At 64.3% G+C, this 14,786-nt stretch carries 15 protein-coding genes and 2 pseudogenes; 7 read left to right on the forward strand and 10 right to left on the reverse strand.

Annotation, left to right across the window (positions count from 1 at the left end; genetic code table 11):
• The first annotated feature begins 334 nt into the window (after positions 1-334).
• The gene (locus AB0H00_RS27725; RefSeq protein WP_357272048.1) at positions 335-1,396 is read left to right on the forward strand and encodes an IS110 family transposase; all 1,062 of its coding nucleotides are present in this window, start codon (positions 335-337) and stop codon (positions 1,394-1,396) included.
• Positions 1,397-1,877: 481 nt separating this feature from the next.
• Here the strand turns inward: AB0H00_RS27725 and AB0H00_RS27730 are convergent, their stop codons facing one another.
• A complete protein-coding gene (locus tag AB0H00_RS27730) occupies positions 1,878-2,063 on the reverse strand; it encodes a hypothetical protein (protein WP_357271991.1) in 186 nt (61 codons plus the stop codon).
• Positions 2,064-3,353: 1,290 nt separating this feature from the next.
• Here AB0H00_RS27730 and AB0H00_RS27735 point away from each other — a divergent pair.
• A pseudogene (locus AB0H00_RS27735) lies at positions 3,354-3,599 on the forward strand (alpha/beta hydrolase); the annotation flags it as partial.
• Positions 3,596-3,844 (forward strand): hypothetical protein, encoded by a 249-nt coding sequence (locus tag AB0H00_RS27740; protein ID WP_357271993.1) that lies wholly within the window; start codon positions 3,596-3,598, stop codon positions 3,842-3,844. The pseudogene AB0H00_RS27735 and the gene AB0H00_RS27740, both read left to right, overlap by 4 nt.
• Positions 3,845-3,860: 16 nt before the next feature.
• Here the strand turns inward: AB0H00_RS27740 and AB0H00_RS27745 are convergent, their stop codons facing one another.
• Positions 3,861-4,097, reverse strand: coding sequence for a hypothetical protein (locus AB0H00_RS27745; protein WP_357271995.1), 237 nt, complete (start codon positions 4,095-4,097; stop codon positions 3,861-3,863).
• 107 nt (positions 4,098-4,204) lie between these two features.
• Here AB0H00_RS27745 and AB0H00_RS27750 point away from each other — a divergent pair, with 107 nt between their 5' ends.
• Positions 4,205-4,993: a hypothetical protein gene (locus AB0H00_RS27750; protein WP_357271997.1), complete on the forward strand. Its 789-nt coding sequence runs from the start codon at positions 4,205-4,207 to the stop codon at positions 4,991-4,993.
• A 158-nt stretch (positions 4,994-5,151) separates the two neighbouring features.
• Here the strand turns inward: AB0H00_RS27750 and AB0H00_RS27755 are convergent, their stop codons facing one another.
• From AB0H00_RS27755 to AB0H00_RS27765, 3 genes and pseudogenes are all read right to left on the reverse strand, one after another.
• Positions 5,152-6,033 (reverse strand): IS5 family transposase, encoded by an 882-nt coding sequence (locus tag AB0H00_RS27755; protein ID WP_357271999.1) that lies wholly within the window; start codon positions 6,031-6,033, stop codon positions 5,152-5,154.
• 146 nt (positions 6,034-6,179) lie between these two features.
• Positions 6,180-6,554 carry a hypothetical protein gene (locus tag AB0H00_RS27760; RefSeq protein WP_357272001.1) on the reverse strand — a complete coding sequence of 125 codons (375 nt, stop codon included), beginning with the start codon at positions 6,552-6,554 and terminating at the stop codon, positions 6,180-6,182.
• A 33-nt stretch (positions 6,555-6,587) separates the two neighbouring features.
• Positions 6,588-7,430, reverse strand: a pseudogene (locus tag AB0H00_RS27765) (IS5 family transposase).
• 431 nt (positions 7,431-7,861) lie between these two features.
• On the opposite strand from AB0H00_RS27765, the gene AB0H00_RS27770 reads away from it, so the two are divergent.
• Positions 7,862-8,782: a chromosome condensation regulator gene (locus tag AB0H00_RS27770; protein ID WP_357272003.1), complete on the forward strand. Its 921-nt coding sequence runs from the start codon at positions 7,862-7,864 to the stop codon at positions 8,780-8,782.
• A 650-nt stretch (positions 8,783-9,432) separates the two neighbouring features.
• Here AB0H00_RS27770 and AB0H00_RS27775 read toward each other — a convergent pair.
• The 3 genes from AB0H00_RS27775 to AB0H00_RS27785 all read right to left on the reverse strand — a co-directional run bounded on the left by AB0H00_RS27775 (position 9,433) and on the right by AB0H00_RS27785 (position 11,456).
• Positions 9,433-9,687, reverse strand: a complete 255-nt coding sequence (locus AB0H00_RS27775) for a hypothetical protein (protein WP_357272005.1) — start codon at positions 9,685-9,687, stop codon at positions 9,433-9,435.
• Between the two features lie 924 nt (positions 9,688-10,611).
• Complete coding sequence (locus AB0H00_RS27780) at positions 10,612-11,097, reverse strand: SRPBCC domain-containing protein (protein WP_357272007.1); 486 nt, start codon at positions 11,095-11,097, stop codon at positions 10,612-10,614.
• A gap of 2 nt (positions 11,098-11,099) precedes the next feature.
• Complete coding sequence (locus AB0H00_RS27785) at positions 11,100-11,456, reverse strand: metalloregulator ArsR/SmtB family transcription factor (protein ID WP_357272008.1); 357 nt, start codon at positions 11,454-11,456, stop codon at positions 11,100-11,102.
• A gap of 365 nt (positions 11,457-11,821) precedes the next feature.
• Between AB0H00_RS27785 and AB0H00_RS27790 the strand changes: the two genes are divergently transcribed.
• Together AB0H00_RS27790 and AB0H00_RS27795 are read left to right on the forward strand one after the other, a co-directional pair.
• Complete coding sequence (locus tag AB0H00_RS27790) at positions 11,822-12,010, forward strand: hypothetical protein (RefSeq protein ID WP_357272010.1); 189 nt, start codon at positions 11,822-11,824, stop codon at positions 12,008-12,010.
• A gap of 311 nt (positions 12,011-12,321) precedes the next feature.
• Positions 12,322-12,822: a hypothetical protein gene (locus AB0H00_RS27795; RefSeq protein WP_357272012.1), complete on the forward strand. Its 501-nt coding sequence runs from the start codon at positions 12,322-12,324 to the stop codon at positions 12,820-12,822.
• Positions 12,823-13,122: 300 nt separating this feature from the next.
• On the opposite strand, the gene AB0H00_RS27800 is transcribed toward AB0H00_RS27795, so the two are convergent.
• The gene (locus AB0H00_RS27800) at positions 13,123-13,485 is read right to left on the reverse strand and encodes a transposase (protein WP_357272014.1); all 363 of its coding nucleotides are present in this window, start codon (positions 13,483-13,485) and stop codon (positions 13,123-13,125) included.
• A 59-nt stretch (positions 13,486-13,544) separates the two neighbouring features.
• Positions 13,545-14,741 (reverse strand): ISL3 family transposase, encoded by a 1,197-nt coding sequence (locus AB0H00_RS27805; RefSeq protein ID WP_357272016.1) that lies wholly within the window; start codon positions 14,739-14,741, stop codon positions 13,545-13,547.
• Between the last annotated feature and the right edge of the window lie 45 nt (positions 14,742-14,786).

Here is a 14,786-nt window from a genome sequence, read left to right on the forward strand (position 1 = left end):
TGACAGTGGGGATCTCAGCGACCCGCTCGTCTATGTCCGCATGGGCCAAAGTGAATCGTCTGTAAGTGTTTGTGGTGGCCGGCCTGGGGCTGGCTGGCGGGGTGGTGCTGGTCCTTCGGGCCGGGCGTGACTCGTGGATCGTCTGACCCCGTTCGGGGTGTCATTCCCGGAAGTTGTCCGTTCGGCCTGGAGGCCGGCATCGACCCGGCCCACCACGATGGCTTGATCAGAAGCCTGCCCGACCGAAATCGGTTGTGGCTCCTTACAGGTTTGCCTCGTAGTGATCTCCACCCGGGCCGACGCCGGTTACGACGTCCGCCCATCGACAGGAGACATCGCATTGTCCATCGTGGCAGATCACTACCGATTCGTCGTCGGTGTCGACACCCACGCCGCCACACACAGTTACGCGATCATCGAATGCCCCTCGGGGCGGGTCACCGATGAATCGATCTTCCCGACCACCAGCGCCGGGCTCGAACGCACGATCACCTGGCTGGCGCGCCGCACCGACGGTGACGTGGACGGTGTCCCGATCGCGGCCGAGGGCACCGGTTCCTACGGGGCAATCCTGGCCGATCGTCTCGAACGGATCGGCTACCGAGTCGTCGAGGCGCCGACACCATCGTCGAAGCGGTTGCGCGACAAGGGCAAACCCTATGCGCTCGACGCGTTGACCGCAGCCCGCTCGACGTTGATCACGCAGCGGGGCAAGCGTGATCGCCGCCGCGGCCAGGTCCGGGCCGCGCTCAACGTGCTCAGCGTGGCGCGTGAGCAGATGAGCACCGACCGGACCCGCTGCGTCAACTCGCTCACCGCGTTGGTGCGCGCGCATGATCTGGATATCGACGCGCGCCGCCCGCTCAACGCGGCGCAGATCGCGACCATCGCCAGCTGGCGCAGCCGCAACGAACCACTCGGAATCGCCACCGCGAGAACTGAAGTGATCCGACAGGCCCGCCGCATCGGTGACCTCGACCATCAGCTCAAAGACAATCGTCAACGGCTCGATGCGCTCGTCGGCGAGCACGCACCGGAACTACTCGCGCTGCCCGATGTCGGCGCGGCCGTCGCCGCGGTCATCTTGACGGTCTGGTCGCACCACGGCCGGATCAAGACCGAGGCCGCACTGGCCAAAATCGCTGGAACATGCCCGATCCCAGCATCATCGGGCAACACGGTGCGTCACCGGCTCAGTCGCGGCGGCGACCACCGCCTCAACCGGGCGATCCACACCAACGTGATGACCAGGATGCGCGCCGACGACACCACCCGCGCTTACACCCGGCGACGGCTCGCCGAAGGACGCACGACCCGCGAGATCAGACGGTGTCTCAAGCGCTATGTCGCCCGACAGATTTTCCGCACCCTGCACGAACCCGCTCACACCACTTGACAAACATTCCTTACCACGGACCTGCCGGTCGGCAGCCACGGTCGCCGCTATCGCTGTCGTGGCGCGCAGAGCCGGCGTGCGGGGTGAGGGTAGGCAGGAACCGCAACGACGAGGGGACACTACTGATCCTTCCGCACGACGATTGTTCTTCCACGTCGAGGGAGCACCCCCCGCACAGTACGCCGAGGCCGAACACGAAACTGGGCGATGAGTTTGCACGATTACGCGCCGAGCAGGCGAACTCACCGCCGAACAGATAGCCGACGCTGAGCGGCTTGTCCGCTCACTGTTCGAGCGCGAACAGTAAGCCAACGCGCCGCCTCGGCTCACACCAGACTGTCTGTGTGGGTACTGGTGCCATAGTGAATCTCGAAGACGCCATCGCCCACTTCCACCGAATCACGCTTGATCCGCTCGACCCAGCGCTCTGGCCGTTGGGTTGTTTCGGCTGACCAGCACACTCCATCCAGGGGAATCCCGGTCAGATCGACCCCCGCAGATCGACGCCGACGAAACCGTTGAGCATCTGCTCCAGAAAACCCAAGTGCCCATCATTTCGGTCAGCACCTCCCGCAAATATCCGAGGTAGTTGCCGTAGCCAGATACCGGTGAGCGCAAAGACGTTTCCGACGATGCCTGCGATCAGACCGGCGAGTAGCACACTCATCCGACTTCGTTCCCTCTCCTCGGACTGGGTTGTGACAGAGATAGATGCATCCAGAAGCACGAACGTCCACTGGACAACCGAAATTCGATGCGGTCAACATAAATGGGCCTACCGACTGCTGCGTGAGGCGGCCGAGGCCCTGGCCGATATCACCACCGCCAGGGGCAGGGATAAAGGACTATTCGTCTTGAGGCGCTGGCCACGCTTCGATAGCGACATCCGCTGTAACCGCTTTAGTTAAGCTGGGCAAATCGATCTCATCAGGGTTTTGTCGGTACGCAGCCCACGCCAACTGGAGTGTCGTAGCCCATCCCCGGTGTAAACCGGTGGAGGGTAGGTATTCGATCCTTGCACTATTCCTCCCGCTACCCACGTCGGCGTGCTGCCCGTAAACGGATTGCGCCATGTCGTCGAAGCCGTTGCGGCGCAGATCGAAGCCAGCCAATCCTGGACGATTTGTGTCGATCTCGCTTTGCCGGGGTGACCAACCGCACACTCAGGCGACGAACTTTACTTGGGGCTCAGGGCGTTTCGCCAAATATTGGACGGACCGCAACAGCGGGATGGCTCCCCGCAAGCACGAATATGGCATGTCAGTGCGTTGCTGACGCCGAGATGGGCTCGGCCCGTTGTTCTTCCGTTTACCGACGCTGTCCGCTTCGGTCAGCGCGCCCAGCGGCATTATGGGACGTTAGCCAGACTCGGAGTCCCGGCCAAGCGCTTTCGGGCTATCGTAGCGCGCGAGTAGCCGATGCCGTCAGCGTCCATACTTGTCGAGGAGGTGGCCATGCCTGGCCGGGCTCCGAAGCGCAACGCCCGGCGGACGAATGCCCGTCCCGACTGGCGGGTGGCCCCTGCTGAAGGACACAGCGGCCCACCGCCGAAGTGGCCGACCGGGCGCTCGACCGCCGTGCAGCGTCAGATCTGGGAATTGTTGTGGGCGACGCCGCAAGCCGCGGCGTGGGAGGTCCCTCGGCTGGACACGGGTAGTCGCCCGCTACGCGCAAGTGTGTCCGCAGTAAAGGTTCAGTGCGGCGAACTTTTCGAACACCGGCTTGAAATCCTGACTGTCCTGATCTCGTGGGCTGTAGAAATAGTACGACGCACGGCCCTTTCGCGCGGAGCACCGACTCGTCGAACCTCGCGTGACGCCATCCTTAACGGCACCCCTGGACGAGAGGTTTTCGGCACTCCGAAGTATCAGCACCTATTCCGGGGAGTGATCGCTGGCGACGACGCTCCGGACATGGCGGTCCACCGCTTCCGGCTCCTCTACAACACGATCCGGCCCGGACGCAGCTGAAGGCGATCAAGCGGTGGGGCCGGGCGGCGTCCGTCGACTTGTCCCGAATTACTCAGCCAACCCTGATCGCCAATGGCGACAACGACCGGATGGTGCCCTCCGTGCTCTCCGAGGATCTCCACCGCCGGATCAAGGGCTCAGAGCTGATCATCTACCCCGACTCCGGTCACGGTGGCATCTTCCAGTACCACAGCGAGTTTGTTCCGGTAGCCCTCGAGTTCCTCGCCCGATGACCTCGCGGCCCAACCGGCCTTCGCGAACGCCGCCCGTCGTTGTCGCTCTGGGTGCAGTCCGCTACAGACGCACCCCAGAGCGGATCGCCGATGACATCGACGCAGGCTTCGCCGACATCGCGCCGCTGGCCCGTTTCGTGCTGGCGAACCTTGACATCGGGCACACCGACGCCCTCGAGATCGCTGATGGCCGCAGGCCCGGCGGGAACAACACATTCGGGCGCCTCATCCGCGCGGGGTCGTAGGTGTCTGCGACCTGCTTCACGAGGGATATACGGGAATGAGCCGCCATTTCACCTTGACGACGACCTTGCCTTTCGCGCGTCCCTTTTCGACGTCGAGTTCTTCGCGTAGTGCGGATACCAGGACGAAGCGCGGGGTGTGGTACTTCGCGGCGATCTCGTTGCTTCGGGTCCGGCAGGCGCTGCCGGCGGGAGCGTCGCAGTTGGGGCAGCGGTGATGTTCTACCGCGGCGGCCTGCTCGGGGGTCAGCTCCATGGACGAAAACTCTTAGAGAGCGTCTGGAAACTCAGGTCTTTGGCGGGTGGTGCGGGCTGTTCGGTGAGTGAGGCACGATGGTCTGGTCGGAAGGAAGGCCTCGCACAGTGCCGAAGCGTGCGTGGGTATCGATTGAGCGGACGTTGGATGCGAGAGGTTGGTCTGACGGCGGGGTCAGCGAGTTGGACACGGAGTCGAATGCTGAGGAGATGTGGGATCCGCAGGTCGCGCGGTGGCGTGATCCGGAGGGGGACTATGTCCTGCCGCGCGCCCTGCGGTCTTTGCCGCAGCCCTGGGACGAATGCGACTGGAGCCGGATCGTGGATCTGCCGCGCACCGACGAGCGGGTGGCCGTGGCCCGCCAGGTGGTAGCCGTGCTGCTGGAGGACTCGGAATTGGTGCCTTATGTGCCTGAGCCGCCGTCGCCTGGCCTGTTGTGGCATGTGTGGGAGGAATTCCATCAAGCCGTCGGGATGAGGATGCCCCGCACCAGTCAGGTGACGTGGGCCGGTGTGGACGAGCTGGTGCGGGAGTGGCGGGGGCGGGAGAGGCTGTACTCGTTGCAGCGGCACGTCGTGGATCACGTCGAAGTGGTGATGCTGGCGCTGATCCCGTTCCTGCGGCATGACACGGCTGACTCGGTGTTCCGCTGGCTGGCTCTCGACCCAGATCCGGATCGTTTCGCCGAGTGGGCGGTGGAGCTGACCGAGCGGTGCGTGATCGAGGACATCGGTGCCGACTCGGCCATCGAGCTCCTGGGTGCGATGGGTGGCCCGGAGGCCATGGCGGCACTGGAGCGTCTCTCGGTGAAGCCGAGTGGTCCGGCGAGTTGGGACAACGCTGAGGCTGCATTGGGGATGCTCTCCGACTTGGAGAACGGAAGAACGAGGCGGTAGCGGGACAGGGCTCACTGTCGGTGGTGACCCTGAACAGTTCGATGACGTCGATGTGAAGGGGATGGCTGGGGCAGACTCGGCGTACGCGGCGATGCATCTCGTGGAACTGCTCCAATGCGGTCGAGGTCGCTTGCGATACCGAGGGAGCATCTGGAGACTCAGCTCTGCTGGCCGGTCCTGTGAGCGAGTCGGCGGGTGAGGGTTCGGATGGCGGCGATGTAGATCATCGCTTCGTGGTGGTTGGGACGGGTTTCGTAGTCGCGGACCAGGCGCCGGTGTTTGGTCAGCCACCCAAATGTTCGTTCGACAACCCAGCGGCGGGGCAGTACCTCGAACCCGGCGGTGGTGTCGCTGCGCTTGACGATCTGAATAGCCAGCACAACAACGGATTTCGACCAAGAAACCAGGCGGCCTGCGTAGCCGCCGTCGGCGAACACCAGCGTGATGGTGGCGAAGCGGGCGCACACGGCGGCCAGCAGCCGGTGTGCGGCGTCACGGTCCTGGATGCACGCGGCGGTCACCACGACCGCCAGCAGCAGCCACGTGGTATCGGTGGCGATATGGCGCTTGCGGCCCTTGGTCTTCTTGGCGGCACCGTATCCGGCTGTGCCGGCGGCCACAGTGTCGGCGCCGCGAACGGTTTGCGAGTCGATAACAGCTGCGCTCGGTTGAGGGTTCCGCCCGGCGCATACCCGGAAGCGATCACGCAACATATCGTGGATACGTTGCCACGCAACGGCTTTCGCCCACCGTAGACAGATGTCGTAGACGGTTTTGGCTGGCGGGAAGTCGTGCGGAAGCTGCATCCAGGCGATGCCGCCACGCACCAGATAGAAGATTGCGTCCAGCACGAGCCGCCGAGGCCATTTCTCGGATCTACCGCCCCGGCCTGCGGTGTTGCCCGGCCGTGGCAGCAGCGGCTCGAGCAGCGCCCACTCGGCGTCGATTAGCGACGAGGACGGATAGAACGGGTACTTCGGCGAGTCGGCCGGCGACTTGCCGTGGGCCGGGCACGACGAACACGAGCAGGTAAGCGACACTGGCCCAGGGACTCTCGGTAGTGACGTCTTGGTGTGGAAACCTCAGTCGTACCGGGAGTCCTCTCAGATCCCACGCCTCACACGCCGAGTTCTCAGATACGCTCTAAGTGAGCGTCCGAGGACTTGGGCAGGTCTGGTCTCGGTGCTCAAAGCGTCGATAAGCAGTTGGCATTTCTGGCGTAGGCATCATCGAATAGGTCCCAGCCGTTGCGGCGGCCGACCGTGCGCGTCTGGGCCATCCAGCCCGCCTCGACAGCCGCGTCGACAAACGCCCGGACCACGCCGGGCATGTTCAGATTCAGCGAACGGTCACCGATCCAGATATCACCGGCAGCGGAAAACCCGCCGTCTGGGACATGGCGCTCCCCGTCGGGACGGAAGACCAGTGTCAGTCCTGCCACCGACCCGATTTGCCGCAGTCGCAGGACCTCCTCGCAGCCGTCTACATGTTGGTGGTAGGTCTTCCACAGGTACTGCAGCTCACCTACCGTAAGCACTCGGCGGCGGCGTACTTTCGTCACCGCGCGATGCTAATGCGGATCCCTGGATCCCGGCTATCGGTTTGTCGAGCGGGCCAATCGCCGTGACATGGTCATGATCGTGGCGATGTAGACCATGGCTTCGTGGTGCTCGGGTCGGGTTTCGTAGCCGCGGACGCAGCGGCGGTGCTTGCTGATCCAGGCGAATGTGCGTTCGGCGACCCAGCGGCGTGGCAGCACGACGAAGCCGGGATCGCCCCGTTTCACGATCGCTACGGTCGAGTTCAACACCTGCTGAGCCCAGCGCACCAACCGGCCGGAGTAGCCGGCATCCGCCCAGGTCAGGGCGATCGTGGAGAACTTGGCGCGCACGGCCGCCAGCAATGGTTGCGCGCCGTCGCGGTCCTGGGTACTGGCGGCGGTCACGACCACGGCGAGCAGCAGACCGAGGGTGTCGGTGGCGATGTGGCGTTTGCGCCCACCGACCTTTTTGCCGTTGTCCCACCCGCGGGAGCGAGTTGGCACGGTGTCCGCGCCACGCACCGATTAGGAGTCGATGATCGCTGCGGTCGGGGTGGGGTTCCGGCCAGCGCCGACCCGGATCCGGTCGCGCAGCACATCGGTGATGCGTTGCCATGCAACGGCTTTGGTCCACCGGCAGAAGATGTCGTACACCGTGGTCGGGGGTGGGAACTCGCGTGGCAATGCCCGCCAGGCGATGCCGCCACGCACCAGGTAGAAATTCGCGTCCAGCACCAGGCGGCGGGGATGCTTCTCACCACGACCGCCCTTGCCGCCGGTGTTGCCCCGCGCAGGCAACAGCGGTTCGAGCAGCGCCCACCGCTCATCGGTGCACGAAGACGGATACACCCGACACGGGACCCGCGAATCGCTGTGGGCTGGGCATGACGAATACAGGCAACTCGGCAATACTGGCACACGAACTTTTGGCAGAACACGGTCTCGACAACCAGTGATCTACCAGGAGTTCTTAATGTCCCGGCTACGCCACAACGGACCGAACATCAGTCAGCTACACCCACATTCGCCGATCCAGCACCCCCAAGCCCAGCACCACCGAATCCTCCAGCGACTTACCACCAGTCACGGCTGATGAGAGTTCTCGGACCCTCACTCAGAAGTGTCTCGCACAAGAGGCAGGTTTCGAGAGGAGTTTTGCGAATAGTGGCCTTCGGGTTTGGTGGTCGATCCGGGGCTGTCGCAGAACTGTCGTATCTGGTCATTTGTGCGAGACTCGAATCCGTCGAGTTCACCCCTCGGTAGGGATCAGCAGTTTCGACGAGGCCGAGGGCTGATCGTCCGTTACCCTGAGTGGTCGGGAGGTCAGGATGCGAGCGCGCACGTCGCCACTGGCGGCCGGAAGGCGACACTCTGTAGCTCGTTGGCGGGACGGGACGGTTGTCGCCGCGGGCGCCGAGACCGCTGACGAATGCCGTGTCGAACTGTGGAAAGACGTCATAGCCGTTGCTGCGGGCAATGTTCACACGGCGAACAACACGGGCAGGTCTCACACCGTCGGACTTCGATCCGACGGCACCTTGCTGGCGAGCGGATGGAATGGCGACGGCCAATGCGACGTGGCTGCGTGGGGAGAGGTCGTAGCAGTCGCCGCGGGCTGGCGTCGCACGCTCGGAGTCCTTACCGATGGCACGGTGCTTGCAGCCGGCAGGACCTCCGAAGGAGCGTGCGATGTGCAGCGCTGGCGCGAGGTGGTCGCTGTCTCGTGCGGCGACTGGCATTCAGTCGGTGTGAGGTCAGATGGCACAGCTGTGGCAGCGGGGAACAGCCGACGAGGGCAGTGTTCGGTTGGCGGTTGGCGGGACCTGCGCGACATCGCAGCCGGATATCTCCACACCGTCGGCCTGCAGGCCGACGGACGGGCCATCGCAACCGGAGATCGAACTACCGGAGCGTGCGACGTCGACCAGTGGGAAGACGTTGTCGCGCTGAGCGCAGGCAGTTATCACACCGTCGGGATCACGGCCTTCGGCCTCGTCCTTGCCGCCGGCGACAACAGTTTCGGACAATGCGAGGTCAGCGCCTGGCGCGACATCGTTGCCGTTTCGGCCGGCTCGGCGCACACCCTTGGGCTGCGCGCCGACGGCACGGTTCTCAGCACCGGGAACAACGCTGATGGTCAGTGTGACGTCGACACCTGGTCAGAAGTCCAGGCTTCGCAGCCTCCTTTCGCGCCAGCGTCTGGTGATCAACCGGGGCCCGACCGACAACCTCGGGTCGCGAACCCGTAGCTGGACAGTCGATTCCAGGTCGGCGAAACCCTGACATTCGCATTTGCTGCAACTCGCGATGGCTGGGTTGGGGTCGCGGTAGTGCTCGCCGAAAGTCGGGCGTATTTACGCTTCGGCGTTGGTAGGTGCGTCAGGCGCATGGGCAACCGCGACTAGCTGACGTCGTCGCGTACACGGCAACCGCTGCGCTCGTACCTGCGGAACACCCTGGACCGGAACATGTTTCGCGATCGACTTCCGGGCATCCCGTGCGTAGGCCTCATATCCGCCCAGAATTCGGCCGATGCTACGGCGACCCCTAAGCGGTTACCGCGCATAGGTTCCGACTATGTGCGGTAATCCTTATCTCGACCTGGGGAAACGACCCTTCCCGGGGTGCGACGACTCCGGAAACTATGTGCGGTAAGGCTTACCGCCAGATCTGACGGGCTTGGACCCCACGGGCCGGGGGCACCGCGGTTGCGCTCGTCGGGGAGCGGGCGCTTTTGCTGCTCCTCGCAGTGGCCTACGCGGTCGTCCATCCCGATCCGGTGCGGCGCCGTGACGCACTGCGGGTGGTCGACGCGCTGAAACAGATGTGGTGGTCCAGGCGGCCCAGCCCACCCCGGACACAGGGGGCGAGGAACATGTCTGAGAAATCTGCCTTGCGGTCAGCAGGGCGAGGTCTGGAACGGGAAGCACGACGTCGGCGACGCGGTTGTGTGCGCGGGCGCGACGGTCGAGGGCACCACGGCGGTGCTGGGGCGGTCGGGGGATCCCAGGTGGGTCAGGGTAAGCACGACCAGCAGCGCCGCCAGGCCCCACAGGATCGGCGTGGGCGAGGCGCTGCGGTAGCCGGGGTAGTACGGGGACCGGGAGCGCGGCCGTCGCGCAGGTCTTTCGGTGAAACGGATTGACCCGCGCACGTTGGTCCCGCCGATCCGTCCCCTGCGCGAATGCCCCGTAAGGTCTCATATCCCATAGCCATCGAGTATGGCTCGAGGGTCCGAAATGATCGGCCGGTCAGCGAGCCGTGACGCGCCGCGAAGCGGCCCACGCCGGCGGGTCAAATGGGAACGATACCGAGGCTCCAGGTCACCAGGTAGTCCCACTTCGAGTTTCCCTCGGGTCCGGAGAAATGCCAGGTTCTGTTGCCTGGTGAGGAATTGGCGATCGGGATGTCGATTGCCAGCTGCCCAACAGGTCGTCGTCTTGACGGGAGAGTTGCTGGGGAAGTCGGGAGTCAGGATCGCGAGTTCATTGCCCACGCTCGGGGCGGCCGTCGGGCAGCGTCCGACGATGTCACCGACTACCGTCAGGTGTTTCTGCGGGTCCCATTTCTCCTCGAGGTTGAATGCGTTGAGGCATGAGGCATGAGGCATGAGGCCGATACTCAACGTTGCCGACTCATCGACCTAGCCTTGGAAGATCACTGACTGCGACCTGTCGATCGGCACCGTCTGCCCTTCGCTCAGTCTCATGGTCGCGGTTACGACAGGCTGCCTGGAACTCTTTGCAATCGCGCCTCCACACATGTAGAGCTCGTCGGCGCCAAGTAAGGGTTCTGGTTGTGTGCATGACACGTTTAGCAACCACGCTCGTACGAAGACCGTCGCCATCTCGACATCCCTTCCATTCGATCGATCTGGACACGGCGAGGCGGTGATCGTGACGCATAGCGGTCCCGTTGCTGCGCTGAACGGCGCTGCTCGCGAGGCCCTGTGCTGCCACCCGCCCCCCGCCACCTCCACGGGGTTACGACAAGCTGCCTCCTCGGGCCGCCGTCGAGCAGCGCGAAAGCGCACTTCCCGAGTCATTCTGGACGTAATGCACGCCTGGCTGAATGCGGATCAAGAGGCGATGAGGGCATCGATCTGGTTGAGCGCGGCGCTGGCGCCCTCGACGACACCCATCTCCAGCACCTTCTGCAGTCCTTCCGCGGTTTCGTACGTGCCTACGTACCTGGCGCGGGTGCGGCCATCTTGCTCGGTGAACGTATAGATGTTCTGCGAGACCGGCAAATCCGGGTTCGGGTTGAAATCCAGGTCGGCGAACCCGTCCTCGAACGAGAAGCTGCGCGGCTCGTCGACGGCCGTGACTTTCCAGTACCCGGCGAACTTCTCGCCCTCCGGGCTGGTCATAAAGTAGGTCACCCGGCCGCCGGGGGTGAGGTTGTGGTCGACGACGGTCGCCGGGTAGGTCGGCGGGCCCCAGACCTTTTCCAACTGGCGTGGATCGGCGTAAATCTGCCAGATCCGCTCGACCGGCGCGGCGAATTCGGCGGTGATGGTCAGGGTGCGGGAGTCCAGGTCGTGCTGGACGTTGATGACGGGCATTGTTACTCCTTCTGACTGCGGTGCGGTGTGGTGTCGGATGCGATCAGCTCGTCGATACGCGCGATGCGGCCACGCCAGACCTGCTCCAGCTCGGTGAGCATGGACGCCACTGACCGCACCGCCGTCACGTTGCCGCTCGCCAGCTGCTCGCGACCGTCGCGCCGCTTGGTGAGCAGGCCGGCCTTCTGCAGGACGGCGACGTGCTTCTGCACTGCCGCGAAGCTCATGTCGTACTTCGCGGCGAGAGCGGAGACCGAGTGCTCCCCGGCCAGCACCCTGCGCATGATGTCGCGCCGGGTCCGGTCGGCGAGCGCGTGGAACAGCGCATCAGCCCTGTCCTCCTCGTCTCGCTCGGTCACCAGAAGAAAATACAACCAATTAGTTGTATGTTGTCAGGGGTCGTGTCGCACCTATGGGGCAATGCAGCCGCAATGCTCCGATCGACCTTGTGGTCCGGGATGGCGAGACCCGCAGGATCGGTATTGGCGCTGCCCAACACCACGCACACCCGCTCGCTCGGCCCCGGCCGGTACGCCGAGTGCGGAGGAGAATCGCCGCCAGCGCAGCGGCCACGTAGAACAGGTGATCCTGAAACCCGAAGCTTCGGGGTGGACCGTAGCTACCATTGGCCACTACCGCGACAACTGCGGCCTCACCGGCGTATCGGTGCCTAAGCCAGTTCCCGACGCCTACCGCACAGCTACACCCGAACGGGCTGTTGACGGTGACTCTGGAACGCACCGTGCAGACCTGGGAATTCGATACCACCCCTGTCGGCGTGCGTGAGGCGATCCTCGCCCGCCGCGGTGTCGCGCTCGGTGTCACTACCGCCTACATCCCGGGCGAACACTTCGTGGTCGTGGCGGACTTCCTCACCGCGATGCAGTCCGGGCTGATCGCCCTCGGCACATAGACCCGCGACAGCCACAACGGCCCCGGAACCCCTGGCGGGTTCCGGGGTCGCGGTAGTGCTCGCCGAAAATCGGGCGTATTTACGCCTCGGCGCCGGTAGGGGCGTCGGGTGCATGGGCAACCGCGACTAGGGCATGTCTGACAAATGTCGCGCCTGGCAATGCATGTGGACGCCATCGTCGTCATGCTCTGTTCGTGGGGCCACTGACCGACCACGGGTGTCGACGGCGGGTCCGTTCGAGAGCTTTTCGGAGGGGCGAAGTGCCCGGTCGCCCGCCCGGCAACATGAGCTTCCCTGTACACAATGGTCGGGTGAGCTTCGAACTGTGTGGTGAGGCGTCAGCCACCGATTGGCTCGTGGAGCAGGGTCTTCCGTGGGATCGACTAGTGGCGCGCGGTCCGGTCGGATATCCGCGTTATGCGCGGGTGAGGTTCATCCCCGATCCGGGCTTTTCTGGACAGAAGACGAGCGACGTCGACTTCGAACGGCACGGATTGTCGGAGAAGGAGCAGGTCGGCGTAGCGCTGGAGATCTTGTCTCGATACACGACCATGCCAGAAGAGTGCTACTTCTGCATGTGGAACGGGTGGGGCACCTCCGGCCCGTTCGCGTGTGCCGGCGCGGCGGTCGCAGAGACCCTGATCGCGGCAGCGTTGACCGCCCTCACCAGCGGCACACGGCTCGCGATCACCGGCGGCGACACTCGCCCGATCGTGACCAACGCGGCCATGCCACGGCCCTTCATCCTGCACCTCACCCCTGAAGCCCAACCGAACCTGAACGAGTTCCGGAAGGAGGTGAAACAGTCATGATCAGTTTGATCCGACGAATTATTACCAACCAGCCGATCCAGTGGTGGAGATTCTCCGGCGGCGAAGATTGGGCGGGGTAGGAGCGGGAGTAATTCGGCTCCCGACGCACCTGCGAACCCATTCGAGCGCATCCGCGCCGGGAGGCGAGTTCACCCCCTCGCTGTCCCCGACATGGTGAATCAGCATCGCTCGCCAAACCGTGTCGCCTACTGACACGACTGTCGTATCCGCAGGTCAGGGCACTGACATTTTTCGTTCTGGCACGGGAAGCGTGAATCCCAGGTGACGCGTCGTGCCAGATCAGATCGGGAGCAGGATGCGGCGGCGGAGTAGGTCGAGTTCGGCTCGCCCGAACATGCTGCGTTTCAAGTGCTTAACTCGGTTCACTTGCCCTTCAACCGGACCGCTGCTCCAGCGCAGTGTCAGTCCGGCGGTCACTGCCGCTTGGTCACGTGCGAAGCCTCTGACGAGAGAGTGCAAGGCGGGCAGCGCATCGGCTTGGACTGCTTCGATCCAGGCGGGTAACCGGTCTCCGTGTAGACCGCACATCATGTCGGCGAAGCTGTTGACGTGGCGCGCGGTGGCGTTCAGTTCGGGGCATCGGGCCAGGACTGCTTCGAATCTGGTGGCGGCATCGGCGTCGAGGTTGGCCGGGTCGGTCATGATCCATCGGGCGACGTGTCGAGGTTTCAGTGGGAGCGGGCGGGGGTCTGGCGTTTTCTTCAGAGCGGGGAGACGGCGCAGGTAGCGTTGCACTGTGCGTAGACTGCCGCGCCACCCGAGAGCGTGGAGTTCGCTATGCAGCGTAGTCGCGTTGGTGCATCCTTGGTGGTATCGCTGGTGCAGGTAGGTTTGAACGGATCGAGGCTGCTGTCTCGGTCGATGGCTTTGGTCAGCAAGTCATCCGGCGTTGCCGCGGCCGCGTAGCGTTGGATGGTACGAAAGCACAGACCCAGTTCGCGGCCGATCGCGTTGAGCGAAAGCCCCTCGGCGTGCAACTGATGTACCATGGCGTGCCGTTCGCGCATGCGGGTCACCAGGCGTTGTTCCGGGACCGGGTTGTCGAGCCCAGGTTTCATCTCTTCTGTCGGCTCGAGCTGCTCGGGGGTTCGAGCCGATGGCGAGTCGATCGGGGCATTGTCCGGGTCTTCTGGATCGTGCAAGCATCGACGGTGTGACTGGACGGTCTTTTCCACGGCCTCGGCGAGGTTGTGCCAGAGGTGCCAGCGGTCGGCGACTTGGATCGCTTGCGGTGCGCCGGTGCTGGCGCCGTCGGCATAGGCGCCGCCACGGTCTCGGCAGATGATCTCCACACCGGGATGTGCGTTCAGCCAGGTGGCGAAGGTTTTCGCGCTCCGGTCGGGCAGCACATCGATGGGGCGATGAGTGTCCATGTCCACCAGAATCGTCGCGTACACCGAGCCCCGGCGCAGCGCGAAGTCATCGACCCCGAGCACGCGTGGCGTCGTGATCGGCGGCTCGGGCACTGCTCGCACCAACCGCAGCAGTGTCGTGCGCGACACCTCGATCGCCAGTGTCCTCGCCAGCCGTGCCCCGGCGCGACCGGCCAACGCCAACCCGATCTTGGTCAGCGTCTCCACCAGGCCGACACTGAGTCGCCGACGCCGCTCGGTCAAACCCACAACCTGTTCGACGAACGTCCGATGCCGACAGCTCATGTTGCGGCAGAAGAACCGGCGAACCGTCAATCGAACGCACACCGGCTGCCCACCGACCGGCAAATCAGCCAACCGCCGCTCGTAGCGACTATGCACCGATGCCGACACCACGCCGCAAGCAGAACATTCGGCCCAGCCCGCTCGCACCCTGGCGTAGATGCCGACGCCACCGTCCTCATCCCGAACACCCTCCATCCGCACACCGGCGAGATGTGGGAACAAGACTCCAACCAAATCCACCCGATACACATATCGGAACGTAGGTCGGGCAGGATCCTGATGCCG

It is taken from the genome of Nocardia sp. NPDC023852 (assembly GCF_040639505.1).
Lineage (GTDB): Bacteria > Actinomycetota > Actinomycetes > Mycobacteriales > Mycobacteriaceae > Nocardia.

What these genes read in the sequence shown, in the direction of transcription:
- AB0H00_RS27730 (WP_357271991.1), bottom strand. Translation starts at nt 2,063, where the DNA reads ATGAGTGTGCTACTCGCCGGTCTGATCGCAGGCATCGTCGGAAACGTC.
- AB0H00_RS27740 (WP_357271993.1), top strand. Translation starts at nt 3,596, where the DNA reads ATGACCTCGCGGCCCAACCGGCCTTCGCGAACGCCGCCCGTCGTTGTC.
- AB0H00_RS27745 (WP_357271995.1), bottom strand. Translation starts at nt 4,097, where the DNA reads ATGGAGCTGACCCCCGAGCAGGCCGCCGCGGTAGAACATCACCGCTGC.
- AB0H00_RS27770 (WP_357272003.1), top strand. Translation starts at nt 7,862, where the DNA reads ATGCGAGCGCGCACGTCGCCACTGGCGGCCGGAAGGCGACACTCTGTA.
- AB0H00_RS27780 (WP_357272007.1), bottom strand. Translation starts at nt 11,097, where the DNA reads ATGCCCGTCATCAACGTCCAGCACGACCTGGACTCCCGCACCCTGACC.
- AB0H00_RS27800 (WP_357272014.1), bottom strand. Translation starts at nt 13,485, where the DNA reads ATGACCGACCCGGCCAACCTCGACGCCGATGCCGCCACCAGATTCGAA.